Below are 24,954 nucleotides of genomic sequence, written 5' to 3' on the forward strand. Positions count from 1 at the left end.
CAAACTTTTTTGTTACCCTACAAATTCGTCTAACGTCGCAATCAAAATCCCAATCTCAGGTTTCGTGATTTGAGCGTTCGCCCCGACTGCCTCACCCTTATGCTTCAAGTCGTCTGAGATGAGTGACGAGAAGATGATGATTGGGAGGGATGCGTAACGGTCCATCTCTCGAAGACGTTTTGTTAAATGGAGTCCATCCATTTGTGGCATCTCGATGTCCGTGATGAGAAGGTCGCACTCTACGCCATCTTGTTCGAACGCATCGAGTGCCTCTTTCCCATTATTGAAGACGGTCGTGTTGAAGTAACCCGCATCATCCAACGTATCGAGGATGAGGGAGCGAAGCATTTCCGAATCTTCAGCAATCCAAATGTTTTTGTTTGAGCGTTCACGAGCACCGAGACGTTTGACTGATTCGCGGGCCATGATATCTTTACGCGAAAGTTCGAGTGCGATTCGCTCATAATCGAGTAGGATAATCATTTGATCACCCGTTTTGACGACACCGTTCGTAATCCCTTGGACGCCGCGTGCCAGGTCAGATGGCGTATCAATTTGCTCCCACGAGATGCGTTTGATCTCTGTCACTTGGTCGACACGAAGGACTGATTTTTCCCCGTTAAATTCACAGACAATCAATCGATCGTCACTTCCAACCTCACGCGGGTGATTGATGACCATCGGAAGGTCGATGACGGTCATGACTTCACCCCGTAATTCGATCAGTCCCATAATTGCCTCTGGGGTGCCCGGAAGAGGTGTCAATGGAAGCATCGTGATGATTTCACGGACTTTCATGACGTTGATACCGAATAAGAACGGTCCAGCTTGGAAGATGACGATTTCAAGTTCGTTCGTTCCAGCCTCAAGTAAAATATTATGATCAGTGCTCAATGGTTGTCCCTCCTATTTCACGTACTCTCTTCTTTACTATCGGTTTCGGATCATCAAATCTATAGTGAAAAATTGTCGAACTCTCGTCAGAATTCACAAAAAGTTTCATAGTAACCGTTTACATCTTATAAACTGAATCGTTATAGTTGTCCAATGCAAAAAAATCTGCATACAATGGGGTTGGCAACGAGATATTACAGCTTACTCAGGAGGCAGATAGAGATGATGAGTATGAACACATATCCATATTTATTAAATGGTCAATGGCAGGAATCATCAAGTCAGGAAACGATTGAACTCGTTTCACCATATAAAGACGAAGTCGTAGGTCGCGTTCAGGCGATGTCACGCGATGAAGTCGATGCAGCCATCCATGGCGCAAAACGTGCACAACAAGAATGGGCGGCGCTTCCGGTCAACAAGCGCGCTGAATTGTTGTATGCATGGGCAGAGAAACTCGAAGAACGCGTTGATGAAATCGGTCAAATCATCATGCAAGAAGTCGGGAAAAACTTGAACGATGCAAAAAAAGAAGTCGTTCGTACAGCTGAAATCATCCGTTACACAGCGGAAGAAGGCATTCGTTTCAATGGTGGATTCATGCAAGGTGATTCGTTCCCTGGTGGTTCGAAAAACAAGATGGCCATCATCAAGAAAGAGGCGCTTGGTGTCGTGCTCGCGATTTCACCGTTCAACTACCCGGTCAACTTGGCAGCGGCAAAAATTGCGCCAGCTCTCGTAACGGGGAATGCGGTCGTTTTCAAACCGGCGACTCAAGGTGCAATTAGCGGCATCAAGATGGTCGAAGCCCTTCATGACGCAGGACTTCCGAAAGGTCTCTTGAACCTTGTGACAGGACGCGGTTCGGTCATCGGAGATTACTTGACGTCTCACCCAGGAATCGACATGATCACGTTCACAGGTGGAACAGGTACAGGTCAACACTTGTCACAACAAGCGTCAATGGTACCGGTCGTGCTCGAACTCGGTGGGAAAGATCCGGCACTCGTCCTTGAGGATGCGGATTTGACACTTGCGGCAGATCAAATTGTCAGTGGTGCATTCTCGTACTCAGGTCAACGTTGTACAGCCATCAAACGCGTCTTCGTCCTCGAAGACCAAGCGGATGAGCTCGTTGGCATGTTGAAAGAACGCGTCGCGAAACTCTCGGTCGGTTCACCTGAAGAGAACAGCTTCATCGTTCCTTTAGTCGATGCGAAAACGACAGATTACGTTCAAGGTTTGATTGACGATGCGGTCAACAAAAAGGCGACGGTCGTTCATGGAAATGAGCGTGAAGGAAACCTCATTTATCCGACATTGCTCGATCATGTGACGACAGACATGCGTGTCGCATGGGAAGAACCGTTCGGACCAGTCCTTCCTGTCATTCGCGTGAAATCACTCGATGAGATGATTGAACTCACGAACGAATCTGAGTTCGGTCTTCAAGCGAGTGTCTTCACACAAAATGTGAATAGCGCCTTTACAGTCGCTGACAAGTTAGAAGTCGGTACGGTCCAAGTGAACGGACGTACGGAACGTGGTCCAGACCACTTCCCATTCATCGGCGTGAAACAATCGGGACTTGGCGTTCAAGGAATCGGGCGTAGCCTCGAGACGATGACACGCGATAAAGTGACGGTTATCAACTTATAATATTCACCATTCGTGAGGGGGAGATGTCCCCCTCTTTTTTGTTTGATTGAAAACGCATCTTTCAGACGGGTATAATGGAGAAAGACAGGAAGAAGGGGTGGTGATGACGTGGCGGACTGGATTTCAAGCCAACTGGCAAGACTCGATATTCCGACACCGTTCGAAGTTGGAAACGTGAACGTATATATCGTTGAACATAAGAATCGCTTTTTTATGGTCGACTGTGGACCAGATACGGAAGAAGCGTGGACTTCATTGAATCGGCAACTTGAAGAGCTTGAACTATCGTTGTCTGACATCGACTTTTTATTTTTGACGCATCATCATGCCGACCATGCGGGGCAGGCGTGGCGACTTCGTGATGCCTCGATTCCGGTGTATGGGCACGAGAAGCTCGTTCGATACTTAGAACAAACCCCGAATTTTCTAAAAAGGGGCAACCACTTTTTACATGAATTGGCGCTCTCATTTGGAGCACCGGCGCCACTCGTGGAAAAATTGCCAGACTATCGGGAAGCATTACGTTGGATTGGGCCGACGACCGTCACCATGACGTTTAGTGACGGACAAGCTGTGACACCGGACGGGGCGTGGCAGACGATTCATTTGCCGGGACATGCGAGTGACCAGCTCGGATTGATCGGTCCTGGAGGCGTTTTGATTGCGGGAGATCACTTGATTGATAAGGTCGAACCAAATCCACTCATTGAACAACCGTATGAGGATGAAGGGTTTGCCTCACCGGTTATTCTCTACATCGATTCACTTAAAAAGTTGCGTGGAATCGATTTGAAACTTGTTGTCAGTGGACATGGTGAACCGATTCATCATCCGAACGATTTGATTGAGAACCGGATCCGACAACGGTATGAACGCAGTGAACAATTGCTCACTGAATGGGAAGATGGACTCAGTGTCTTTGATTGGTCGATGAAATTATATGGGAGAAAGATGCGAAGTGGTATGCCACTCGTCTTTAGCGAGGTGTTCGCACGACTCAGTTTACTCGAAGAGCGTGGCGACATCGAGAGACGCCGAGATGACCAAAAATGGATTTATACAAAGAAAGAAGCGATGTCATGAAACGGGTAGTCATTACAGGTGCGTCAAGCGGACTCGGTGCCGCATTGGCGCATTCTTTTTATGAAAAAGGATATAGCGTGTTATTGATTGGAAGAAATAAAGAACGATTGAAAACCATTGCGTCCACATGCGAGGGAGAATGGATGCGCGCGGACGTCACAAAGTCAGATACGCTTGTCGATGATGTGATCGAGCGATTCGGAAAGTTTGACACATGGGTCAACAATGCAGGGATGGCCGAATTTGATTTCGTGACGGATCAATCGACCGACGTGATGGAAGAGACGATGCATGTGAATGCGGTCGCTCCGATGTTGTTGTCGAGAAACGCTGCCAGAGTGTTAGGACGTGGAGGTGTCATCATCAACGTCTGTTCGCAAGCTGCAAAAGTTCCGACACCGAAATCAGCTGTATACGCTGGGTCGAAGGCGGCACTTTTACAGTTTTCGAACGCCCTGCGACTCGAGTTGAAGCCACGTGGCATCCATGTCATGACCGTCAATCCGGGACCGATTGCCACGCCGTTCTTTGAACGGGCCGATAAGAGTGGTACATATGCCCAAAGTGTTAAAGGAATCATGCTTGATCCGAAACGATTAGCCGACGTGATTGTCAAAGGAACTATTACACGCAAACGCGAAATCAATGCACCATGGTGGATGAACATCGGGGCGAATGTGTACGCAATCTGCCCGAGTATGTTCGAAATGCTCGCAAAACGGGGATTTGAGAAAAAGTAAAAAAGGGGGAGAACGATGAAGAAATGGAGAGTATTGCTCGCAACGCTTATGCTCACTTTCGTTGCAGCATGTGGGAATAAAGAGGCGGTTGAGTTTTCGGACACATTCGAAGCTGCGGCTGAGTCAGCGGAAGGGTCGACCGTCAACCTATATATGTGGGGTGGGGACGAAGGAATCAATAGCTATATTGATGACTATGTGGCACCCCGGCTTGAGGAATCTTACGATGTCGAATTAAATCGTGTCGCGATGGATACGGCAGAATTCGTACGTCAGCTATCGCTCGACAAAAAAGCGGACAGACAAGTCGGAACAATCGACGTCGTCTGGATTAACGGTGACAATTTCCGAAATGCGAAAGAAGCAGGACTCCTTCGGGATGGACTGATGGAGCGTGTCCCAAACGCCACATTATTAAATGAAACGGCTCAACAATCAGATGCCGGTACACCGACAGATGACTTGGAACTCGCTTGGGGAAATGTACAGTTCATCTTGCATTACGACGCAGCGAAAGTAGACAATCCTCCAGAATCGTTTGAGGAATTACGTCGCTGGACCGAAGACAACCCAGGTCGTTTCACGTATCCTGAAGTCACAGATTTTACTGGAAATGCTTTTGTCCGCCATCTTTTATATGAACGCTACGGTGACGAATTGAATAAGAACACGACCATTGAAGAGTCGTTCTGGGATGATTTGAAAGCGTGGTCCCCGAATTTATGGAAAGAAGGACAGACGTATCCGAAGACGCTTGAACAACTCGATCAACTCTATGCATCTGGTGAAGTGTGGATGACGATGGGCTTCAATGAACGTCGAGCAGAAGCGGAAGTGAAGGAAGGCATTTTCCCGAAAGAGACACGTGCACTTCTTTTAGATCACTCGATTGCCTCGACGCACTTTTTGGCCATCCCCTTCAATGCACCAAATCCAGATGGGGCGCTCGTCCTCATTCAAGAACTGTTATCGCCTGAAGCTCAGCTCGTGAAACAAGGTCCTGATTACTGGGGAGATGGGACGTCACTCGATTTGACAAAACTTGACGCAAACGACCAACAAGCCTTCGAAGAGCTAGGAGACGGCGTGACGTATCCGAATCCGGAACAGTTGCTCGAACGCTCGATTCCAGATTACGGACCGAACATCATTGATGTCGTACGCGAGGAGTGGCCGAGTGTTGCGAAGTAGTGTCGCGTTAACGATTCTCGTATCTTTTTTGCCGCTCGCTGCCCTCCTTTTTCTAGGAATGGAGGCACTCGGGACGGATTGGGGCGCACTGTTGACAGACGAAACGTGGCGAGATAGTTTATTTACGACGCTTTATGTCGTCAGTGTGTCAACCACTCTATCACTCTTCTTCGGAACGTGGGTTGCACGAACGGTTGTAAAAAAAAGATGGCGATTCACATCGACAATCTTGAAAATCCCGATGTTCGTTCCTCACATCGCAGCGGCGTATTTGTTTTGGCTATTGTTTAGTGGGTCCAATGGTTTTTGGGGGATTGAGTCAAACGAGCGAGATTATGTGACGGTCATCCTGACATACATATGGAAGGAGACCCCGTTTGTCTTTTTAATGATGCTCGGGACATATGAACAATTGAATCGGGGTTACGTAGAAACGGCGAAGACGCTCCAACTCTCTCCCTATGCACAGTTCAAACATGCAGAGTTCCCGTTCTTGATTAAACCGTTGCTCGACTCGACCTGGATTTTAATTGCTTTCATCTCATTTGCGTATGAGGTTCCGGCACTGCTCGGTGTGACCTATCCGAAACTAATCGGTGTCCTCGCTTACGAACGACTCTCTACGGGACTCTATTTGGAGGCGACAGAACCGTATGCCGTCGCCCTTATTTGGACATGTCTTGTCGGATTCGGTGTATTCGTGTCTTACGTGATCACCGCATCTATTCGTCGACGGATTGAACGGGGGGTGAGGCGATGATTCGTCAAGGATTCCTCATACTTATTGTGTTACTCCCGTTCGTCAGTTTATTTTTAGTCGCTCCGTCAATGGAAATCGGGAATGTTGAGTCCATTGTTCATACGATTGGATTAACCATTATTCTATCTGGCATCAATGTGTGGCTCGCGACGACATTTGCCTGGTGGCTCTTATGGACAGAATCGAGATGGAGAAGTGTCATAGAATGGCTCGTGTTTTTACCGTTGTTCATTCCGATGCTTGCCACTTTGTTTGGGCTTTATCTGATCTTAGCTGAAGTTGGGCTAATCGGGACTTATATCGGAGTCATAATCGCCTTGCTCGTTGTGACGATTCCATATTCAATCCGTCTCGCTTATAACGGAATGGCGGTCATCGGTCGTCCACTTTTAGAACAGGCCCGACTATTGCCGATGAAGCGACGAGTCATTTACGTACTGTATCCGCTTTTCTCTAGAACGATGCGGACCATCGCATTATTCACGACCGTCATTTTACTCAGTCAGTTCGCACTCATTCAGCTGATTGGTGCAGGATTGATCCCGACGGTGACGACAGAATTGTATCAATCTTACGCGGGAAACAATAGGAGTCTCGCGCTCTCGAACACATGGATGCTCATTTTATTCCCCGTAGTCATCTATTTTTTGCTTTCCGGATGGAATCGGTGGATGGTGCGTATGCTGAAAGGACGTCTACAATGAGTTTGAATGTACACGATTTACGTAAACAATTTGGATCAAGACACATATTAGATGGCGTCAATTTTAAAGTCGCACCTCATGACATTCATGCAATCGTCGGAGTGAGCGGCTCAGGGAAATCGACAATTCTCCGAATCATCGCAGGTCTCGAGACGGCTGATGGAGGTGATGTGTGGTGGAATCATCGCTCCTTAAACAACATTCCCGCCCATAAACGTCGCGTCACGATGCTATCGCAGACTGCATTGTTGTTCCCACATCTTACGGTAGGGGAGAACGTCACACTCGTGACACGTGGGCGTTCACGTAAACAAGCGGAGCATTGGTTACAAGTCGTTCGCCTCGCTGACCGGTACGATGCTGAAATACACGAACTATCTGGTGGCGAACAGCAACGCGTGAGCCTTGCCCGGGCTCTAGCAGCAGAACCGGAACTTCTGTTATTGGATGAACCATTCACAAATCTGGATCCGAAGCTGAAACTTGATTTGCAACGCTTTATCCGTGACTTAGTCAAAGAGCTCAGTCTCACGGCAGTATTGGTCACTCATGACCGAGAAGAGGCGATGCTCATGGCAGATCGAGTGACACTGCTTGAAGCTGGCAAGGTGACGCAGACAGGGACCGCAGAGGAGTTATATGACTCCGCACCTGGATTCGGAGACTTTGTCATGCTCGATGGCAAACTTCGACCATTGTCCGAGGTGGAAATATCCGAAACGATTGGTGAACCGGTGCAATTGATGAAGAAAATTTATCGGTTCGGTCAGTGCTTTGGGGAATATCATTTCGAGGATGGGAGGTCGGTCATGTTACCGACGCATGAATGGTTTCAAATCGGAATGACATATCGAATCAAACGAAAGGAGGAATACCATGCTTGATACGTACGGGAGTCGTTACGTCCAACCTGTCATTGAACGGGGGGCGAATCGACTGCTCAAATGGAACTTTACACCGAATGAAGTAACCATTTTAGGCGGAATCATAGGGGTTTCGACAGGAATCTTTATTTATAATGACATGCACTGGACAGCCGTTATCTTATTGTGGCTATCTGGTTTGTTTGATGTCTTGGATGGAACGATGGCACGAAAATCCAAAACGACTGGTTTTGGAACTGTGCTCGACCTCGTCTTGGACCGGTTCGTCGAATTATCGGTCGTGATTGCCCTCGCACTTCGCTATCCGGAATACATGCCAATCTTTCTCATATTGATTGGATCATTTGTCATTGCGATGACGCTATTTTTGGCTGTCGGTGCAAGTAGCTCAAGGCGATCAGAGAAGACATTTTATTATCAGCCTGGAATCATTGAACGAACGGAATGCTTCATTTTGTTCACATTGATGATTCTCTTCCCGAACTGGGTCGGTGTGATTGCGCTCATCTTTTTAGTACTTGAAGTGATGACAATCACGCAACGATTCATCGAGGCGAGGAGAATTTTGCGATGAAACCAGTATTGATGTTGGTAGGACTCGGTCACGGCCAGCTTGAAATTTTGGACCGTCTTGATGAGATTCGAGAGCATTACGAAGTTCAATTCATCGGAGGACGTCAGACGGTGTATACAGGTGCCTTCCCACAAGTGATTGCCGGGCTCATGAACTCCGCGACAGTCCAATTGCCACGACTTGAACCGGTCGCAGAACGGGTTATCTCAATTGACCCTCATCAGCAAACCGTTCAAACGGAACAGGGCTTGTTTCACTACGATCAACTTGTGCTGGCGACTGGTGCAAAGAGTAGAGGCATTGGGACACCGCTTAAACCGATGTCACAAGCTTTACTTGACCGTATAAATTCGAGTCAGGTAGTGACGATTGTCGGTGGGGGCAAGGCCGGTGTAGAATTGGCGTTTACGTGCGCAAAGACGAAAGACGTGACGCTGTATGCAAAAAGGATTTTGCCAGACGTGCCGCTCCATAGACAGAAACAAATTGAACGTCTTCTAGTGAAATCAGGCATTATGGTCGTGAAACAACAGCTTCAAGATGACGCATCGGAGGGGCTCCTGCTAGATGCGACGGGTGTTGTTCCCTTAGAATGGTGGGCTGAATCCGAGCTTGCAAAACCTGACAATTTTATAGCGACGGATGAATATTTACGTCATCATCAGTTTACAAATATATATATAACAGGAGATATGGCATCCATTTTAAACGGAGGCGTCGATGCTGTCAGATCGGGGCGCTTTGTCGCCAAGCGGTTACTCGGTGAGACGAGTCAACCATTTCGAAGACGTCAATCGATGAATATACTACTGACGACACCAGGTCGTGCCTTGCTGACATTTGGACAGTTCACGTGGCATGGACGTCTTCCATATTATGTGAAGCGTTTCATTGACTCGCGATATGTTCGGCACTACAAGTAGTCGGAGGTCTAAAGCGTCATTCGCTCGGCAAATAGCCAATCACTTCATTCGATTCTGATTCAACGAGCACTTGTGGAATCTCGATCGTGCGCTGTGAATCAGAAGGAAACGTGACGAGCCAGGCCCTTGACCCTTCAAAGCGTGAATCAATTAATTCAAAACGATCGTCGACTGTGATGGATTGAAGCGTGGCCTGTTTGCCATCTTCGTCGGTTGGTAGCCGATCCATATTGTTTAGATATTCAATTGCATGATTTATGATGACCTTCTCATCATCCGGTCGTATAGGTGATGAGGTGGATGATTGTGTACAGCCGACTAACATGAAGATAGTGAAACAAAGTGCGGTAAAAAGGCGAGTTCGAATCATGATCATTCTCCTTTCCTGTTTGGTTATTTCTTACAGTATAGACGAGGATGACATAAGCGTGTATAAAAAAATCCTGCAGCCGATAGGTCTGCAGGAATCAGGTTATGCTTGAATCGTATCGAGGAATGAACGAATTTGCATCTCCGTCTTGGCGTTTGCCGAGTGGAGGTGTTCTTGTTTTACCCCGTCTTTATAATAGAGAAGTGAAGGGATGCCGCGAACTTCTTGAGCATCAGATAATTCTGGTAGTTCGTCGCGGTCGACAACATGCCAGTTAAACTGTGGATAGTCTTTGACGAGCTCGTCGACATACATGTCGAGACGTTTGCAGTCCGGGCACCATGACGTGGTGAAGACTACCATTCCATGATCTTTTGTGGCTTCGTCAAATTGTTGTGATGAATGAATCGGTTGCATAGACAACTCTCCTTTCTTCCATCTATTTTGTCGGGTTTTAAACGAGTCGTCAACAGATTGGCATTCTCGAATTCATTGAAGAATGTGATACACTTATAAAAATAGCATGATAAGGAAAAGGTGATGGATATGGCGTTACGTCACGCATTGCTCGGGTTATTGACCCATCAGCCTGCGACCGGGTATGCCCTGAACGCGACGTTCAAGGCGCAGATGATTCATTTTTGGAACGCACACCATACACAGATTTATCGGGAACTGTTAAAGATGGAAGAAGATGACCTCGTCTCAGCGGAGCATATTTCGCAACAGGAGTTGCCAGATAAGAAAATCTACTCGATCACGGACCAAGGACGTGAGGAGTTGATTAACTGGCTACGTCAACCGACATCGTTTCAACCAAAAATGAAAGATGAGAACCTTTTGCGAGTCAGTTTGCTTCAGTTGCTTCCAGTCGAAGAAGCGGTCCGATATATCGAAGAGACAAAAGCCCATCACGAACAAGTTGCCCAACAAATTCGAATGTTCCAGGAAGAACATCAATCTGATGAAGATACGCTCGGTTATTTATTGACGAGTGAATACGCGATTCGGATGATGGAAAACTATGCCGGATGGGCAGACTGGGCAATCGAACAGATTAAAGCGCGTAATGAAAAACACGTGACCTGAAACAGTTCAGGTCACGTGTTTTGTATATGAATGAATTGGCAGACGAGCGAGTAGTCGGTCAAGCGCTTCTTCATCGATTTCAGTCTCGTACGCGCGAATCGTCTCGTTCAATTGCTTCACTGAAGAGGCACCCGGTAAGACGACGTCACAGAACCGCTTAGCGGCTTCGAGTGCATACGCCTGAATCGGATTAGGCATCATCGCCAATTCACTGGCAAGTTCCTCTTTTCGCCACGCCTCAAATCCTTTATCCCCGAGTCGTGTCTCCCATTCATCCGTCAGTAATCCTTTGGCAAGAACACCACGACCTACGATTGGAATCGACAAATCAAGCGTCTCTGGTCGTCGATCAAGAAGGGAATACGGCGTCATGAGCACATCGAGAGCTCCGGAAGCGACCCAATGTTTGATAACGTTCGGTCGAATCGATGAGAGTCCGATTTGTCGGATGATACCATCATGCTTTTGTTTTTGCGCCCATTCAATCGTTGCGTCGAGGTCGTCCTCGAGCGTACCGCCGTGAATATAATATAAATCTAGATAATCGGTTTGCAATCGCTCGAGCGATCCGTGTAACGCTTCCTCTAAATAGGACGGATCAGGATTCCAACGCATCCCGTCTTCAGTCAGTTCATTTCCACCCTTACTCGCTAAAAAGAGTTGTTTTCGTTCCTGACCTAACGTTTCCCCGATTACGCGCTCGACAGCTTGTCGTGCATAGACATCTGCTGTATCGATATGGCGAATCCCCGATTGAATGGCCGTCTCCAGGATCTTCTTTGCCTCAATCTCCCCATGTTTCAAAATCGTCATCGTTCCGAGTCCGAGTTCACTCATATGGATTCCTCCTTGTTCGAAATGTTGGTTTGACTCATAATCAGAGTATATCGAAAAGTGAGGAGTAATCATATGGAAGAAAAAACGATTGAGCGGGAAGTCATCTATGAAGGTAAGATTTTCGATGTGGAAAAGCATGTCGTCTCCCTTCCGAATGGAAACACGTCTGTGCGAGAACTCGTCTATCACAATGGTGCTGTTGCCGTGCTCGTCATCGATGAATCGGACAAAATTGTCATGGTAGAGCAGTATCGAAAAGCGTTTGAATCGATGTCGCTTGAAATCCCAGCAGGCAAACTTGAAAAAGGGGAAGAACCGGTATCGAGTGCCGAACGTGAGTTAGCTGAAGAAACCGGATATACGGCGGAGTCGCTCGAAAAGATTTTCTCTTTCTACGGAGCCCCAGGTTTTTGCAGTGAGCGAGTCGATGTGTTTGTCGCGAAAGGATTATCAGCGGGTGAGATGAACCTTGACGAAGATGAGTTTTTAAATGTAAAACGATTTTCTTTTGAAGAGGCGGTTGATTTGTTAGACAGAGGTGTTATCACCGATGCGAAGACAATCATGGCGATTCAGTGGTGGCAATTGTCTAGATTAAAATAATTCTAATCTGAAATTTTATATGGTAAACTTACATAGTAATGATTTTAAATTGAAAATTGATTAAAACTTCGGTATGCTTTGTGTAGTGAACTATGTAAAGAGGGGGCGCCTTATGGAAACGCGAATTGAACGAATTAAACAGCAATTGAGCGCCAAAGGATATAAATTGACACCGCAACGTGAATCGACGGTTCGCATCTTACTTGAGAATGAGAGTGACCATTTGAGTGCCGAGAACGTCTTTATGCTCGTCAAGAGCATCGCACCAGAAATCGGACTCGCAACGGTGTATCGCACACTTGAGTTATTGACTGAACTCGGTGTTGTCGATAAAGTCAACTTCGGTGACGGGGTCGCACGCTTTGATTTGCGTCCAGAAGGGGCGAATCATTCGCACCACCATCTCGTCTGTGTCGAATGCGGCTCGGTCGAAGAAATAATGGAAGACTTGCTCGTCGATGTCGAGAAAAAAGTCGAGAGCAAATACGAATTTCTCATTAAAGACCATCGCTTGACGTTTCACGGCATCTGTAAAGTATGCCAAGCAAAAGGCGTCACGCTCGAAGGTCATAAAGCAGTAATCAACGGTTAACCATTACATCAAACCATTCTTTCTATAAGGATGGTTTTTTTACGTTCTTTTAAGAGAGTACACTCACTTTTTCTTGTCACAAAAAAGTGAATAAAAAATGAGGTCAGACATCTTCACAACGGTTTACATAAGTGATATGCTGTAAGCGTATTCAGGTGAAACGAGGAAGGAGGAGGGTATGATGCGTTCGCATATCGAGTCATTTCTTCAGTACATGACGGTTGAAAAGCGGATGTCCGCTAACACGAGACAGGCGTATGCGAGCGACTTGACGCAGTACGCATCGACCTTAAACCAGTTGGGGGTGAAAGATTGGAACGACGTGACACGTTCTCATATCGTTAAGCATATCGAAGAACTGTCACAGGCGGGACGTGCTTCGTCCTCTTTGAGACGAGCTGTCAGTTCAATCCGGATGTTCCATCATCACTTAAAAATGACCGGGGTCACGACGACCGATCCGTCTTTATACCTAGAGACGCCGAAAGCAGAAAAGCAGCTTCCAGATACTTGGTCGCAAGCGGAAGTCGAGCGTCTCTTAGATAGCGTCCCGACATCCGACCCGCTCTCACTTCGGGACCGTGCGATGCTCGAGTTGCTATACGGGACCGGAATGCGGGTCAGTGAACTTTTAGGTCTTGATTTGGATGATTTGCAGTTCGAATTGGGGTATCTACAATGTGAAGGGAAAGGCGAGCGCGCTCGAATCATTCCGGTTTCGTCGGTCGCGCAAGGGTTTGTTGAGCGATATATTCAACAAGCTCGAAACGGACTCGGCGGCAGAGAGACCGAAGCGCTCTTTTTAAACGGCAGAGGTGGACGGCTCAGTCGTCAAGGATTTTGGAAGATGATCAAACGACGTGCCAAGCTTGCTGGAATTGATAAGGAGATCACACCTCACGTTCTCCGTCATTCCTTTGCGACACACTTACTCGAGAACGGCGCAGACTTACGTGCCATTCAACAAATGCTCGGTCATGCGGATTTAGCGACGACGCAAGTGTATACACACGTCAATAAGTCGCGGCTACATGATGTGTATCGCAAGCATCACCCTCGTGCCTAGACATCGAAAAGGAGGAATTTTTTGTGAAAAAGTTTAAACGTATTTTTTTAGTGGTCATGGACTCGGTCGGTATCGGTGAAGCACCGGATGCTGAACAGTTCGGTGACAAAGGGGCCGATACGCTCGGACATATCGCTCGTGAACATAACGGATTGAACATGCCGAATATGGGAAAACTCGGACTCGCGAACATTAAACCGATTCAAGGAATCGACGTGTCGGAGACGCCAAGTGCATATGGTCGTATGGAAGAAATCTCGGCTGGTAAAGATACGATGACAGGGCACTGGGAAATCATGGGTCTTCATATCGAGACGCCGTTCCGCGTTTTTGAAGAATTCCCGGACGATTTGATTCATCGTCTAGAAGAGTTCAGTGGCCGTAAAGTCATCGGAAACAAGCCGGCATCAGGTACGGCCATTCTAGATGAGCTCGGTGAAGAACATGTCGAGACAGGCGCGCTCATCGTTTATACATCAGCAGACTCGGTCCTACAGATCGCCGCGCACGAAGAAATCGTGCCAATCGACGAGTTGTACCGGATTTGTGAATACGCGCGTGAGATTACACGTGAAGACCCGTATATGCTCGGTCGCATTATCGCCCGTCCGTTCATCGGCACACCGGGTGCATGGGTACGTACGGCAAATCGTCATGACTACGCACTCAAACCTTTCGGCAAGACAGTCATGAATACGCTCGAAGAGGCTGGGAAAGATGTCATCGCTCTCGGGAAAATCAGTGACATCTACGACGGCGAAGGTGTGACGAAAGCGGTCCGTACGAAATCAAATATGGACGGGATGGACAAGTTGGTCGAATCACTCGAAGAAGATTTCGAAGGGCTTTGCTTCTTGAACTTGGTCGACTTTGACGCATTGTTCGGTCATCGTCGCGATCCAGAAGGCTACGCCGTCGCGCTTGAAGAATATGATGCCCGTTTACCTGAAGTGATGGAACGTCTTCGTGAAGACGACTTACTCATCATCACGGCAGACCACGGGAATGACCCAGTACATGCTGGTACAGACCACACGCGTGAATACGTACCGCTCATCGTGCATCACACTGGAGCGAAGGCAGTTGATCTAGGTATTCGAGGTACGTTCGCAGATATCGGTGCGACAGTGGCTGACAACTTTGACGTTGCGGCACCATCAAACGGAAAGAGTTTCTTAAACGAAATTTGAGGAGGCAATATTCATGGTAAATTGGAACGAAACAAAAGCGTTTTTGCAGGAGCGTATGGGCGATACACCAGAAATCGGACTTATTCTCGGGTCAGGTCTTGGGGTCCTCGCGGACGAAATTGAGAATCCGGTTGCAATCCCTTATGAAGAGATTCCACACTTCCCAGTATCAACCGTCGAAGGACATGCAGGACAACTCGTGTTCGGGCAACTTGAAGGAAAACGCGTCGTCGCGATGCAGGGACGGTTCCACTTCTATGAAGGATACTCGATGGAACAAGTGACATTCCCTGTTCGTGTCCTCAAATTGATTGGTGTCGAGACACTCATCGTCACGAACGCGGCGGGCGCGTGTAACGAGTCATTCAACCCAGGTGATTTGATGATTATCACGGATCACATCAACTTCTTCGGGACGAGCCCACTCATCGGGAAGAATGCGAGTGAATTCGGGACTCGCTTCCCAGATATGTCAGAAGCGTACGATAAAGAACTCGTGAAATTGACAGAACGCGTCGCTTCTGACCTCGGACTCACTGTCCAAAAAGGGGTTTACTTCGGAAACACAGGTCCAACTTATGAGACACCGGCAGAAGTCAAAATGGCACGTCTTCTCGGTGGTGACGTCGTCGGGATGTCGACGGTACCAGAAGTCATCGTCGCGCGTCACTCGGATATGCGCGTCCTCGGGATTTCGTGTGTCTCGAACATGGCGGCTGGGATTTTAGATCAACCACTTAACCATGAAGAAGTCATCGAGACGACAGAACGTGTCCGTCAAGACTTCCTTTCACTCGTGCGCGGCACGATTAAAAGCATGTAAGTAACTTATTTCTAGGAGGACGACAGTTATGCGTATGGTCGATTTGATTTTGAAAAAACGTAACGGTGGAGAATTGAACGAAGAGGAGATTCGCTTCGTCGTCGAAGGATTCACGAACGAAACAATTCCTGACTATCAGATGTCGGCATTGTCGATGGCCATCTATTTCAACGGGATGACTGAAAACGAGACGGCAGCCTTGACGATGGAAATGGTGAAGTCGGGTGATACGATTGACCTTTCGGACATCGAAGGGAAGAAAGTCGATAAGCACTCAACGGGTGGAGTCGGTGACAAGATCAGCTTGATCGTCGCACCACTCGTCGCGTCAATCGGGATCCCGGTTGCAAAAATGAGTGGTCGTGGACTTGGTCATACGGGTGGTACGATTGATAAACTCGAATCGTTCCCAGGTTTTAACGTCGAATTGACGGAAGAACAATTCACGAAACAAGTAAATGATATTAAAATGTCGATTATCGGTCAGACGGGGAACTTGACGCCAGCTGACAAACGTCTTTATGCGCTACGTGATGTGACGGCTACCGTTGAGTCGATTCCACTCATCGCGAGTTCAATCATGTCGAAAAAGATTGCAGCTGGAGCTGACAGTATCGTCCTCGACGTCAAGACGGGTTCTGGTGCGTTCATGAAGTCGTTCGATGATGCGAAAGCACTCGCAGAAGAGATGGTCGCAATCGGGAAGAACGTCGGTCGTAAGACGGTCGCTGTCATCACCGACATGGACCAACCGCTCGGCTTTGAAATCGGAAACGCGAACGAAGTAAAAGAAGCGATTGAAGTTCTTTCAGGTAAGGAAGTAGAAGACTTGAAAACAATCGCGCTCACGATTGCAGGTCATATGGCTGTCCTTGGTGATTTCTATCCAACGTTTGACGAAGCATATGCAGACCTTGAAAAACGAATTGCTGACGGTCACGCCCTCGAGGTATTCCGTAAGTTCGTCGAAGCACAAGGTGGAGACGCGTCGCTCGTCGATGACGTGACAAAATTACCACAAGCTTCTTACGAGACGACATTCGTCGCAAAAGAAGCAGGTTATGTCGAGTCGATCATCGCAGACGAAGTCGGTGTCGCAGCGATGCTTCTCGGAGCAGGTCGTGCGACGAAAGAAGACAAGATCGACTTCGCGGCAGGGATCACGCTTGAGAAAAAAGTTGGCGACCGTGTCGAGGCAGGCGATGTGATTGCCGTACTCCGCTCGAACATGGAAGACATGTCTTCGGCTGTCGAACGTCTAGATCACGCGTATACAATCGGTGCGACGAAACCAGAAGCTCGCCCACTCGTTCACGCTGTCATCCAATAAGGCAGACAATAGGGCAGAACGTCTGTTTCCACAAAAAAAGTGGAGACAGACGTGTTTTTTTGATAAGATGGGTAATGTGAGTGTAAAACAGCAGGATACATATTCAAATAAAGGGGTTGCTTGAAACATGAAAAAAGGTTCTATGAAACTTGAAAATGGCGAAATGATTGAATTTGATTTATTCCACAACGAGGCACCGATCACGGTCGAAAACTTCGAAAAACTTGCGAACAGTGGGTTCTACAACGGATTAACATTCCACCGTGTCATTCCTGGATTCGTCAGCCAAGGCGGTTGCCCGGATGGTACTGGAATGGGTGGCGCTGGTTATACGATTCCATGTGAGACATCGACTTCTTTCCCACACAAACACGAAGCGGGATCACTCTCGATGGCACACGCAGGACGTAACACAGGGTCTTCACAGTTCTTCATCGTCCATGAGCCACAACCACACTTGGATGGCGTCCATACAGTTTTCGGTAAAGTGACATCTGGTCTTGAACATGCCGTCAAACTTCGTCAAGGAACGAAGATGGCAGAAGTGAAGGTTTGGGACGAGAATTGATTTTTGCCTGAAGGTTATGGCACAATGAACCATGTCTCTCACGTCTTCACATCGTGAAACTTGAATGACTAAAGGTGGTGAACCCAGCGATGCTGGTCAAATATAAACGTTCTTATGAAAAGACGGCGATGGGTCTACTCGCATTCTCATGCAGTGACAAATCTCCGCTTAGCTTGCTTGAACTCGTCCGATCGTATGACGAGGAAGAGTCGAAGTTCCTCTATTTGTGGAAAGTCGGTGAAGACTTCGTCGGCATCATTGGAATGGAGCAGCAAGGAACGACGATGGTCATTGACCATATCGCCTTGTCGCCATCATTCCGTGGCGAGAAACGTTCTTACGAGCTTCTAGACGAGGTGAGAAACGTACTTCCACTTGATTTGACGTTAACCGGTACAGGCAAGACGGGCGATTTATTGGATAAATGGAATCAATTAGTCGTCTGATGACAAAAACCCCCGTAATCACGATTGTGATTATGGGGGTTTTACATATTGATAGAGTAAATCACAAACCCGTTAAATGAGGTGGATTCATGAATCGAGTAACAATCGATGAACTGATCAATCGATTGGAGCAAGTGCTCAGGCAAGAACGAACGAGAGAAGAAATCTCTGACTGGGCATATCAGTGGATGGAACAGTATGAAAATATTGATGGATTTGATTGGACAGCTTCTGACGAGGTGGTTTGGTCCTGCTTACAAACGATAGTTGGCATGGATTTACTTGAAACCCCTTCTGAATATTTACATGATCGGAGCGATCTCGAGAGTTGGGTGACAGCGTTTAAGAAGTTAAAAAATCATCATTGATCATAAAAAGGAGACGTCTTGAATCTTGACGTCAACTTCTCGCTCTTTGCCGTTCTAAAAGTGCCAGCTCCCGTTCTGTGATGACCTCACTCCGGTCACGGTGAAGATGCTTGTGGACTAATTGCTCGAACGACAGGTCCGTCGATGGGAACGTCGGTTTTAGCGATTCGACCGTGTCACGAACATCCTGTTGTAAGGGGAGCTTCGTGTGTAACGGCCATTCATCAAGCTGTGCGATGAAGGAGTCGACATCAAGACCGAGCTCATTTAAATAGGGGGAAGCGATATCCATCTTTCGACGTAAGAGTCGCAGGCTCTTTTTCGCACCGATTAGATTGTCTCGTCGTAGATGATAGTGAATGACGGCGTATTGGATCAGTGCTGCATAGCCGTGATGACGACGTCCGTCTGCCTGCCACGCTTCTTCTAATACCTCATGACATTCGAAATAATCGGCATGACATTCAAAAAGCAACGTATAATGAATAAAAGGGGTCATGAATCATTTTTCTCCTTTCGTGTCCACGGTGTTATAAAACATGTTATACTAAAGCGCAAAAATGTAAAATGGCAGGTGTCTCTATGGAAGCCTATAACGTTAAAATCGATACGTTCGAAGGTCCACTCGACCTGTTGCTCCATTTGATCGGAAAAATGGAGATTGATATCGTCGACATTTCCGTGGCAGAAGTCACTGACCAGTATGTCGGCTATATTCGCACGATGCAAAAATTTGAACTCGACGTGGCCAGTGAATACTTGGTCATGGCGGCGACGTTGCTCCAGTTAAAGAGCAAGCAGTTGTTACCGCCTGTTCAGGTCGAAGATGAGGATGTTCCAGACTTTAGCGAAGAACCAACACGTGAGGGACTCATTCGTCAATTGATTGAATACAAAGCATATAAAGAAGCAGTCGTTTTTATGCGTGAACAGGAAGAACATCGTCTTGAATTGTATACACGACCGGGAGAAGATTTGACGAACTACATGTCAGAGGAAGTGTCGAAGTACGACGGACCGCTGAACTTCTCAGACCTTCTTCATGCCTATTCTAAAATGATTGAACGGAAACGTTGGAAAGAACGACGTAAAAAGACGATTAAACGCGAAGAGCGAACGCTCGAGGAACAGATGACGAGACTTCATGAGCACGTTTCTTCTACGCGACAGACATCGTTTTTCGCCTTCTTTGTAGAACGACCGAACGTCTCAGATCTCGTCGTGACGTTTATGGCGCTTCTTGAGCTGATCAAGCTACGGGTCGTCGAAACGAAACAACTTGACCAAGACATTCAAATCTCGTTCATCGAATCATCAAAGAAAGGGGATGAAGCGGTTGCTGTCCTATGAAACGATTATCGAAGGATTGCTATTCGTCGTCGGGGACGAAGGGATGGAAGTCCGAGCGCTCGCAGAGACGCTCGACATCTCAGAGGCTGCTGCGCGAGAACAGCTCAGTAAGTTAGAAGCCTCGTTTAAAACATCGAACCGACCGTTCCAACTCATGGAATCGGCAGGTGTGTACAAACTTGTGACTGTTCCAGATGTGTCTCCCTACATTCAAAAATATGTCGGGACGATGGCGGAGCAGGCACTTTCACGCGCGGCGATGGAGACGCTCGTCATTATCGCCTATAAGCAGCCGGTCACGCGGGCGGACATCGAAGAGGTTCGCGGTGTCAAAGTGGAGCGAGTCATTCATACACTATTATCAAAAGGGTTAATCGAATCAGCCGGTCGTGCTAAAACAATTGGTCGTGCCAAGTTATATCGAACGACAGAGCATTTCCTCGACCACTTTGGATTTAACTCGCTCGAGGAATTACCACCATTAACATTTGAGGATGAACTGACAGACGAAGGCGATTTGTTCTTCGGTCAGGAATCACCGAAGCAAGAAGAGAGATTGGAGAAGGATTAATCATATGGAACGTTTGCAAAAAGTAATCGCACAAGCGGGGGTCGCCTCGCGTCGTAAAGCGGAAGAAATGATTTTGGATGGTCGCGTCCGTGTCAATGGAAAAGTGGTACGTGAACTCGGGACGAAAGTCGGACCGAAGTCAGAGATTGAGGTCGATGGCGTCAAAATCGAGCAAGAAGAGCATGTCTACTACGTGCTCTATAAACCGAGCGGCTATGTGTCGACGGTAGAAGACGATAAAGGACGCAAAGTAATCACGGACCTCGTGCCACCAGGAGCACGGGTTTTCCCGGTCGGACGTCTTGACTATAACACGACAGGACTCATCATCTTGACGAATGATGGAGAGTTCTCGAACATGATGACGCATCCGAAATATAAGATTCAAAAGCGCTATGTGGCAAAAGTGAAGAACATCCCTTCTTACTTGGCAATCAAACAACTTGAGTCAGGTGTTCAGCTCGATGATGGGTTCAAAACGGGAAGCGCTAAAGTGAAGATGAAGTCTGTCGACCAGAAAAAGAACACGGCCATCCTTGAAATCGTCATCTCAGAAGGACACAATCGTCAAATCCGTCGCATGGTCGAAGCAATCGGTTCTGAGGTCATCAAACTGAAGCGAGAACAGTTCGGTTTCTTGACGCTCGACGGTCTCAATACCGGCGACTGGCGTGAACTTTCACACAAAGAGATCAGCAAGCTTCGTGAACTCGCGAATCCGACGGTTCCACCTAAACCACGAGGCAAAAAGAAGAAAAAATAACAACAAAAAATCGTCCTGAAATAGGATGATTTTTTTGATTGTGTAAATTGTGTGACAAAAAAATGAAAAAAGTCTGTTAATGTGCGTTTTTAATGTTTTTTCAGTACAATAGCAACTGAAGGATGGTGTGAAAACGATGACAAAAGATCAAAACAAAGACGACCGCATGGAACAAGCGGTTGCGAAAAAGAAAAAGAGGTCATTTTGGCGCTTGATGATTATGACGGTCGTTCTCTTTGCGGGAGCCATCACCGTCATGCAATTGTTCGACCAAGCTGGTAATGACGGACGCATCGAGGCAGGGGACGAGGCACCGAACTTCAAACTCGTCACACTCGACGGTTCGACCCTTTATGAGCGTGACACATACGAAGGAAAAGGAATGCTTCTCAACTTCTGGGGTACGTTCTGTGAACCTTGTAAGAAAGAAATGCCAGTCGTACAAGAAAATTACGCAACACTGCAAGACATGGGTGTCGATTTTTGGGCGGTGAACGTCGGTGAGACGCCGCTTCGCGTCGATAACTTTGTGAACGACCTCGGTGTCGGTCTCGATTATCCGATCTTGATGGACACGAAGAGTGAAGTCGAGAAAGCCTATGGCATTTATAACTTACCTGTCACATTCGTCATCGATGGTGAAGGAAACGTAATTGAAAAATATGAAGGTGAACTCACGAAAGAGAAATTGATGGAGCTAGCCGAGAAGTCATTGTAAGCGAACGGGGGACGCACAGATGCTAGATATGAAATACGAAGGCGCTGATTTACGGTCGAAGCGTCGTCCTAAATCGGTCATTGACCGGGTGTGGAACTTCTTCGCATCGGTCAAAGTGGGATTGTGGTTGATTGCGCTGATTATTGTCGGCTCGGCAATCGGGACGATTTTCCCTCAAGAAATGTACATCCCACAACAGTTACCTCCAGAGCAATATTACTTGGAGGAATATGGGACGCCAGGTTCGATTTATTATGCACTTGGATTCCACAACCTATATACGTCATGGTGGTATATCGGTCTCATCGTCATGTTGACGCTCTCGCTCATCGTCGTATCGATTGACCGTGGCGTCCCGCTCTATAAAGCGCTAAAGAATCAGCCGGTTAGACGGACAGAGCGCTTTATGAAAGGACAACGCCTCTTCGGACAAGGCGAAGGAACAGACGCTCAAATCGATGAAATGGAAGTGTCGCTCAAGAAAAAACGGTACAGTGTCAAACGGGACGGAGATGCCTTATTGGCTGAAAAACACCGTTTCGGTCGTTGGGGTCCATATGTGAACCACGTCGGTCTCGTCATTTTCTTCCTCGGGGCGATGCTCCGCGTGTTCCCGGCATTCCACACGGATACACTCGAGTGGGTTCGTGAAGGAGATACGGTCTCACTAGAGGCGACAGATGGAGAATACTATTTACGGAACGACCAGTTCATTCTTGAAATGTATGACCCGGAGAACAATGAGGAAGATGCGAAGTTCGCAGCTGCCATTGAAAAAGCCGGAGCCGTTCCAAAAAACTATGAGACGGAACTGACATTATTTAAGAAGACGGGAACGAACGAGGACGGATCGCCGCAACTCGAACAAGTCGATGTCGGTTCGACGAAAGTCAACCACCCGTTTAAATTTGAAAAATATGAAGTGTATCAAGAGCAATATTCAAGTCGACCGGAATTCTTGTCGATGTCGTTCATGCTTGCCGATAAACAGACAGGTGACGAGTATGGACCGTTTAAAGTCGACCTCGAGAATCCGGAAAAGTCGTATGACTTAGACGGGGTCACGGTCACGTTGAAAGACTTGTATCCTGATTTTGAGGTGAAGGATGGACAACCGAACACGAAATCACCACGTGCACTGAATCCTGCCTTCTTCTTCAATATCGAATCACCTGAAGGCGAGACGGAATCAAACTTAGTCGGTATTCGTCTCAACGTCGCCGATGAAGAGAACCGTTATGATGTCCAGTTTGCAGGTACAGAAATGGCAAGCACGAGCGGTCTTCGAGTGAAGAGTGACTCGACGTACCCGATTCTGATCGTCGGTGCGACCATCTTCATGATTGGAATTGTGATGGGTATGTATTGGCCACACCGCCGTGTCTGGATTCGTCGTCATGAAGATGAGGTACTCGTTGCAGGCTTTACGAACAAAAACCCGTCCTCGCTCCGTCGAGAGGTTTCGCCATTATTAGAACAGTCCGGTTTACCGATGTGGGAAGATCAGGCGAGATTTACTTCGAAGCCGGAGAACGAGTCAACAGATGAAAGAGGGGAATCTTGATGGAATGGATTGAATGGAGCAGCCGAATGCTGTTTATCGCATTCTTTCTTTACGCGATCTCGACGGTTCTCTTTACGATTGCCGTTAGTGGTATGCGTAAGGATCGAAACGTCAACCGTGTCGCCTATGGGAAGTATGCCTTCATCTTGGCAATTATCGGATTTATCGCCCAAATGACATATTTCTTTATGCGTTGGGCAGGTGTCGGCTATGCGCCGGTATCAAACTTATATGAATATACGACGTTTTTCGGCATGATGATGGTGCTCGGATTCCTCGTCGTATACGGGATTTATAAAAATGATGTACTCGGATTGTTCGCGATGCCAGTGGCGTTACTCGTCATTGCTTTCGCCTCGATGTTCTCGAGTGAGGTCGCACCGCTCATTCCGGCACTCAACAGTGTATGGTTAAAAATCCACGTCACGACGGCAGCGCTCGGACAAGGGATTTTGGCCATCAGTTTTGCGTCAGGTCTCATTTTCTTATTGAATGAGACATCGATGAAAGAACAGTCTAAATCACGGACGTGGCTTGAAGTGACGATGTTCGTTCTCATGTGTACACTCGGGTTCATCATCGTGTCGATGCTCTTCAAAGGAATCGGTGCCGGTGGAGTCGTCGAATTTACGAATGACCGCGGTCAAGTCGAGACGTATGAATACTTCATGCCAATCCTGTTCGTACCAGAAGGGGCACAGCTCTTGTCAGGAGCGAGCGGTTTGTCACTTGAGTTGCCGAATTGGATCAATACACTCAAGTTGAACACGCTCATCTGGTCGGTTATCGGTGGTGTCGTGATTTATGCGTTGCTCCGTTTCGTGATTTTGCGAAAACGCATTGCTGAAGCGCTTCAACCGCTTGCGAAAAAGGTCGACCTCGACCTTGCTGATGAGATCAGCTATCGCTCGGTCGCAATCGGATTGCCTGTCTTTATCCTCGGCGGTCTCATCTTTGCGATGATTTGGGCACAGATTGCGTGGAACCGCTTCTGGGGTTGGGATCCAAAGGAAGTATGGGCCCTCATTACGATGCTCATTTATATTTATTACTTGCATATGCGCATCCAGCGCGGCTGGACCGGAACGAAAGCGGCTTGGTTATGTGTCGGTGGATTTGCCATCATCATGTTCAACCTCGTCTTCGTCAACTTGGTCATCGCCGGTCTACATTCATATGCATGACGCGAAAGAAGTCACAATTGTGACTTCTTTTTCATTTGGTCCATCAAATCATCGTTGTGAAGCGAAATAATAGAGTGGTATAGTTATGGCAGGGAGTGGAATGTTCACAA

The 24,954-nt window shown here is 47.4% G+C and carries 30 protein-coding genes; 25 read left to right on the forward strand and 5 right to left on the reverse strand.

Annotated features, from left to right (window positions below; translation table 11 throughout):
* Nucleotides 1-12: 12 nt before the first annotated feature.
* Nucleotides 13-894, reverse strand: a complete 882-nt coding sequence (locus PJK55_RS02255; protein WP_074033256.1) for a chemotaxis protein CheV — start codon at nt 892-894, stop codon at nt 13-15.
* Nucleotides 895-1,116: 222 nt separating this feature from the next.
* Here PJK55_RS02255 and PJK55_RS02260 point away from each other — a divergent pair, with 222 nt between their 5' ends.
* The 9 genes from PJK55_RS02260 (at nt 1,117) to PJK55_RS02300 (ending at nt 9,412) form a co-directional block, all read left to right on the forward strand.
* Complete coding sequence (locus PJK55_RS02260; RefSeq protein ID WP_271304654.1) at nt 1,117-2,553, forward strand: NADP-dependent glyceraldehyde-3-phosphate dehydrogenase; 1,437 nt, start codon at nt 1,117-1,119, stop codon at nt 2,551-2,553.
* A 108-nt stretch (nt 2,554-2,661) separates the two neighbouring features.
* Nucleotides 2,662-3,636 carry an MBL fold metallo-hydrolase gene (locus tag PJK55_RS02265; RefSeq protein ID WP_271304655.1) on the forward strand — a complete coding sequence of 325 codons (975 nt, stop codon included), beginning with the start codon at nt 2,662-2,664 and terminating at the stop codon, nt 3,634-3,636.
* On the forward strand, nt 3,633-4,376 hold the full coding sequence (locus PJK55_RS02270; protein WP_271304656.1) for an SDR family NAD(P)-dependent oxidoreductase: 744 nt from the start codon (nt 3,633-3,635) through the stop codon (nt 4,374-4,376). Before PJK55_RS02265 ends, PJK55_RS02270 begins: the two co-directional genes overlap by 4 nt.
* 15 nt (nt 4,377-4,391) lie before the next feature.
* Entirely contained in the window at nt 4,392-5,567 is a 1,176-nt protein-coding gene (locus tag PJK55_RS02275) for an ABC transporter substrate-binding protein (RefSeq protein WP_271304657.1), read from the forward strand.
* Entirely contained in the window at nt 5,554-6,327 is a 774-nt protein-coding gene (locus tag PJK55_RS02280) for an ABC transporter permease (protein ID WP_271304658.1), read from the forward strand. The genes PJK55_RS02275 and PJK55_RS02280 overlap by 14 nt, the downstream gene beginning before the upstream one ends.
* A complete protein-coding gene (locus tag PJK55_RS02285; RefSeq protein WP_271304659.1) occupies nt 6,324-7,031 on the forward strand; it encodes an ABC transporter permease subunit in 708 nt (235 codons plus the stop codon). The genes PJK55_RS02280 and PJK55_RS02285 overlap by 4 nt, the downstream gene beginning before the upstream one ends.
* Complete coding sequence (locus tag PJK55_RS02290; RefSeq protein WP_271304660.1) at nt 7,028-7,915, forward strand: ABC transporter ATP-binding protein; 888 nt, start codon at nt 7,028-7,030, stop codon at nt 7,913-7,915. Before PJK55_RS02285 ends, PJK55_RS02290 begins: the two co-directional genes overlap by 4 nt.
* Complete coding sequence (locus PJK55_RS02295) at nt 7,908-8,489, forward strand: CDP-alcohol phosphatidyltransferase family protein (protein ID WP_214692829.1); 582 nt, start codon at nt 7,908-7,910, stop codon at nt 8,487-8,489. Before PJK55_RS02290 ends, PJK55_RS02295 begins: the two co-directional genes overlap by 8 nt.
* Nucleotides 8,486-9,412, forward strand: a complete 927-nt coding sequence (locus PJK55_RS02300; protein ID WP_271304661.1) for an NAD(P)/FAD-dependent oxidoreductase — start codon at nt 8,486-8,488, stop codon at nt 9,410-9,412. The genes PJK55_RS02295 and PJK55_RS02300 overlap by 4 nt, the downstream gene beginning before the upstream one ends.
* Before the next feature lie 16 nt (nt 9,413-9,428).
* Here PJK55_RS02300 and PJK55_RS02305 read toward each other — a convergent pair whose 3' ends face one another.
* Both PJK55_RS02305 and PJK55_RS02310 read right to left on the reverse strand, forming a co-directional pair.
* On the reverse strand, nt 9,429-9,782 hold the full coding sequence (locus PJK55_RS02305) for a hypothetical protein (protein ID WP_271304662.1): 354 nt from the start codon (nt 9,780-9,782) through the stop codon (nt 9,429-9,431).
* Between the two features lie 102 nt (nt 9,783-9,884).
* Entirely contained in the window at nt 9,885-10,271 is a 387-nt protein-coding gene (locus PJK55_RS02310) for a thioredoxin family protein (protein ID WP_271305263.1), read from the reverse strand.
* A 57-nt stretch (nt 10,272-10,328) separates the two neighbouring features.
* Between PJK55_RS02310 and PJK55_RS02315 the strand changes: the two genes are divergently transcribed.
* Nucleotides 10,329-10,871, forward strand: coding sequence for a PadR family transcriptional regulator (locus tag PJK55_RS02315; RefSeq protein ID WP_074033894.1), 543 nt, complete (start codon nt 10,329-10,331; stop codon nt 10,869-10,871).
* A gap of 6 nt (nt 10,872-10,877) precedes the next feature.
* Here the strand turns inward: PJK55_RS02315 and PJK55_RS02320 are convergent, their stop codons facing one another.
* A complete protein-coding gene (locus PJK55_RS02320) occupies nt 10,878-11,708 on the reverse strand; it encodes an aldo/keto reductase (RefSeq protein WP_271304663.1) in 831 nt (276 codons plus the stop codon).
* A 72-nt stretch (nt 11,709-11,780) separates the two neighbouring features.
* On the opposite strand from PJK55_RS02320, the gene PJK55_RS02325 reads away from it, so the two are divergent.
* The 9 genes from PJK55_RS02325 (at nt 11,781) to PJK55_RS02365 (ending at nt 18,694) form a co-directional block, all read left to right on the forward strand.
* Nucleotides 11,781-12,311, forward strand: coding sequence for an NUDIX hydrolase (locus PJK55_RS02325; protein ID WP_271304664.1), 531 nt, complete (start codon nt 11,781-11,783; stop codon nt 12,309-12,311).
* Between the two features lie 112 nt (nt 12,312-12,423).
* Entirely contained in the window at nt 12,424-12,903 is a 480-nt protein-coding gene (fur, locus tag PJK55_RS02330) for a ferric iron uptake transcriptional regulator (protein ID WP_012726507.1), read from the forward strand.
* A gap of 181 nt (nt 12,904-13,084) precedes the next feature.
* Nucleotides 13,085-13,969, forward strand: coding sequence for a site-specific tyrosine recombinase XerD (xerD, locus tag PJK55_RS02335; RefSeq protein WP_214761483.1), 885 nt, complete (start codon nt 13,085-13,087; stop codon nt 13,967-13,969).
* A 23-nt stretch (nt 13,970-13,992) separates the two neighbouring features.
* Entirely contained in the window at nt 13,993-15,159 is a 1,167-nt protein-coding gene (gene deoB, locus PJK55_RS02340) for a phosphopentomutase (protein WP_271304665.1), read from the forward strand.
* Nucleotides 15,160-15,172: 13 nt separating this feature from the next.
* Nucleotides 15,173-15,982, forward strand: coding sequence for a purine-nucleoside phosphorylase (locus PJK55_RS02345; protein WP_271304666.1), 810 nt, complete (start codon nt 15,173-15,175; stop codon nt 15,980-15,982).
* A 28-nt stretch (nt 15,983-16,010) separates the two neighbouring features.
* Nucleotides 16,011-17,312, forward strand: coding sequence for a pyrimidine-nucleoside phosphorylase (locus PJK55_RS02350; RefSeq protein WP_271304667.1), 1,302 nt, complete (start codon nt 16,011-16,013; stop codon nt 17,310-17,312).
* A 127-nt stretch (nt 17,313-17,439) separates the two neighbouring features.
* Complete coding sequence (locus tag PJK55_RS02355; RefSeq protein WP_074033238.1) at nt 17,440-17,880, forward strand: peptidylprolyl isomerase; 441 nt, start codon at nt 17,440-17,442, stop codon at nt 17,878-17,880.
* Between the two features lie 89 nt (nt 17,881-17,969).
* A complete protein-coding gene (locus PJK55_RS02360; RefSeq protein ID WP_031423428.1) occupies nt 17,970-18,326 on the forward strand; it encodes a GCN5 family acetyltransferase in 357 nt (118 codons plus the stop codon).
* Between the two features lie 89 nt (nt 18,327-18,415).
* Nucleotides 18,416-18,694 carry a hypothetical protein gene (locus PJK55_RS02365; protein WP_271304668.1) on the forward strand — a complete coding sequence of 93 codons (279 nt, stop codon included), beginning with the start codon at nt 18,416-18,418 and terminating at the stop codon, nt 18,692-18,694.
* A 31-nt stretch (nt 18,695-18,725) separates the two neighbouring features.
* On the opposite strand, the gene PJK55_RS02370 is transcribed toward PJK55_RS02365, so the two are convergent.
* Nucleotides 18,726-19,193 carry a DUF309 domain-containing protein gene (locus PJK55_RS02370; RefSeq protein ID WP_271304669.1) on the reverse strand — a complete coding sequence of 156 codons (468 nt, stop codon included), beginning with the start codon at nt 19,191-19,193 and terminating at the stop codon, nt 18,726-18,728.
* An 83-nt stretch (nt 19,194-19,276) separates the two neighbouring features.
* Between PJK55_RS02370 and PJK55_RS02375 the strand changes: the two genes are divergently transcribed.
* The 6 genes from PJK55_RS02375 (at nt 19,277) to ccsB (ending at nt 24,844) form a co-directional block, all read left to right on the forward strand.
* Nucleotides 19,277-20,044, forward strand: coding sequence for a segregation/condensation protein A (locus tag PJK55_RS02375; protein ID WP_214692804.1), 768 nt, complete (start codon nt 19,277-19,279; stop codon nt 20,042-20,044).
* Nucleotides 20,022-20,615: an SMC-Scp complex subunit ScpB gene (gene scpB / locus PJK55_RS02380; protein ID WP_074033229.1), complete on the forward strand. Its 594-nt coding sequence runs from the start codon at nt 20,022-20,024 to the stop codon at nt 20,613-20,615. The genes PJK55_RS02375 and scpB overlap by 23 nt, the downstream gene beginning before the upstream one ends.
* Nucleotides 20,616-20,619: 4 nt before the next feature.
* The gene (locus PJK55_RS02385; RefSeq protein ID WP_074033228.1) at nt 20,620-21,378 is read left to right on the forward strand and encodes a pseudouridine synthase; all 759 of its coding nucleotides are present in this window, start codon (nt 20,620-20,622) and stop codon (nt 21,376-21,378) included.
* 136 nt (nt 21,379-21,514) lie between these two features.
* The gene (locus PJK55_RS02390) at nt 21,515-22,096 is read left to right on the forward strand and encodes a redoxin domain-containing protein (RefSeq protein WP_074033227.1); all 582 of its coding nucleotides are present in this window, start codon (nt 21,515-21,517) and stop codon (nt 22,094-22,096) included.
* Between the two features lie 19 nt (nt 22,097-22,115).
* On the forward strand, nt 22,116-23,660 hold the full coding sequence (resB, locus tag PJK55_RS02395) for a cytochrome c biogenesis protein ResB (protein ID WP_271304670.1): 1,545 nt from the start codon (nt 22,116-22,118) through the stop codon (nt 23,658-23,660).
* Entirely contained in the window at nt 23,660-24,844 is a 1,185-nt protein-coding gene (gene ccsB, locus PJK55_RS02400) for a c-type cytochrome biogenesis protein CcsB (protein ID WP_214692798.1), read from the forward strand. Before resB ends, ccsB begins: the two co-directional genes overlap by 1 nt.
* Nucleotides 24,845-24,954 lie beyond the last annotated feature (110 nt).

The sequence above is a fragment of the Exiguobacterium sp. MMG028 genome, assembly GCF_027947425.1.
GTDB lineage: Bacteria > Bacillota > Bacilli > Exiguobacteriales > Exiguobacteriaceae > Exiguobacterium > Exiguobacterium aestuarii_A.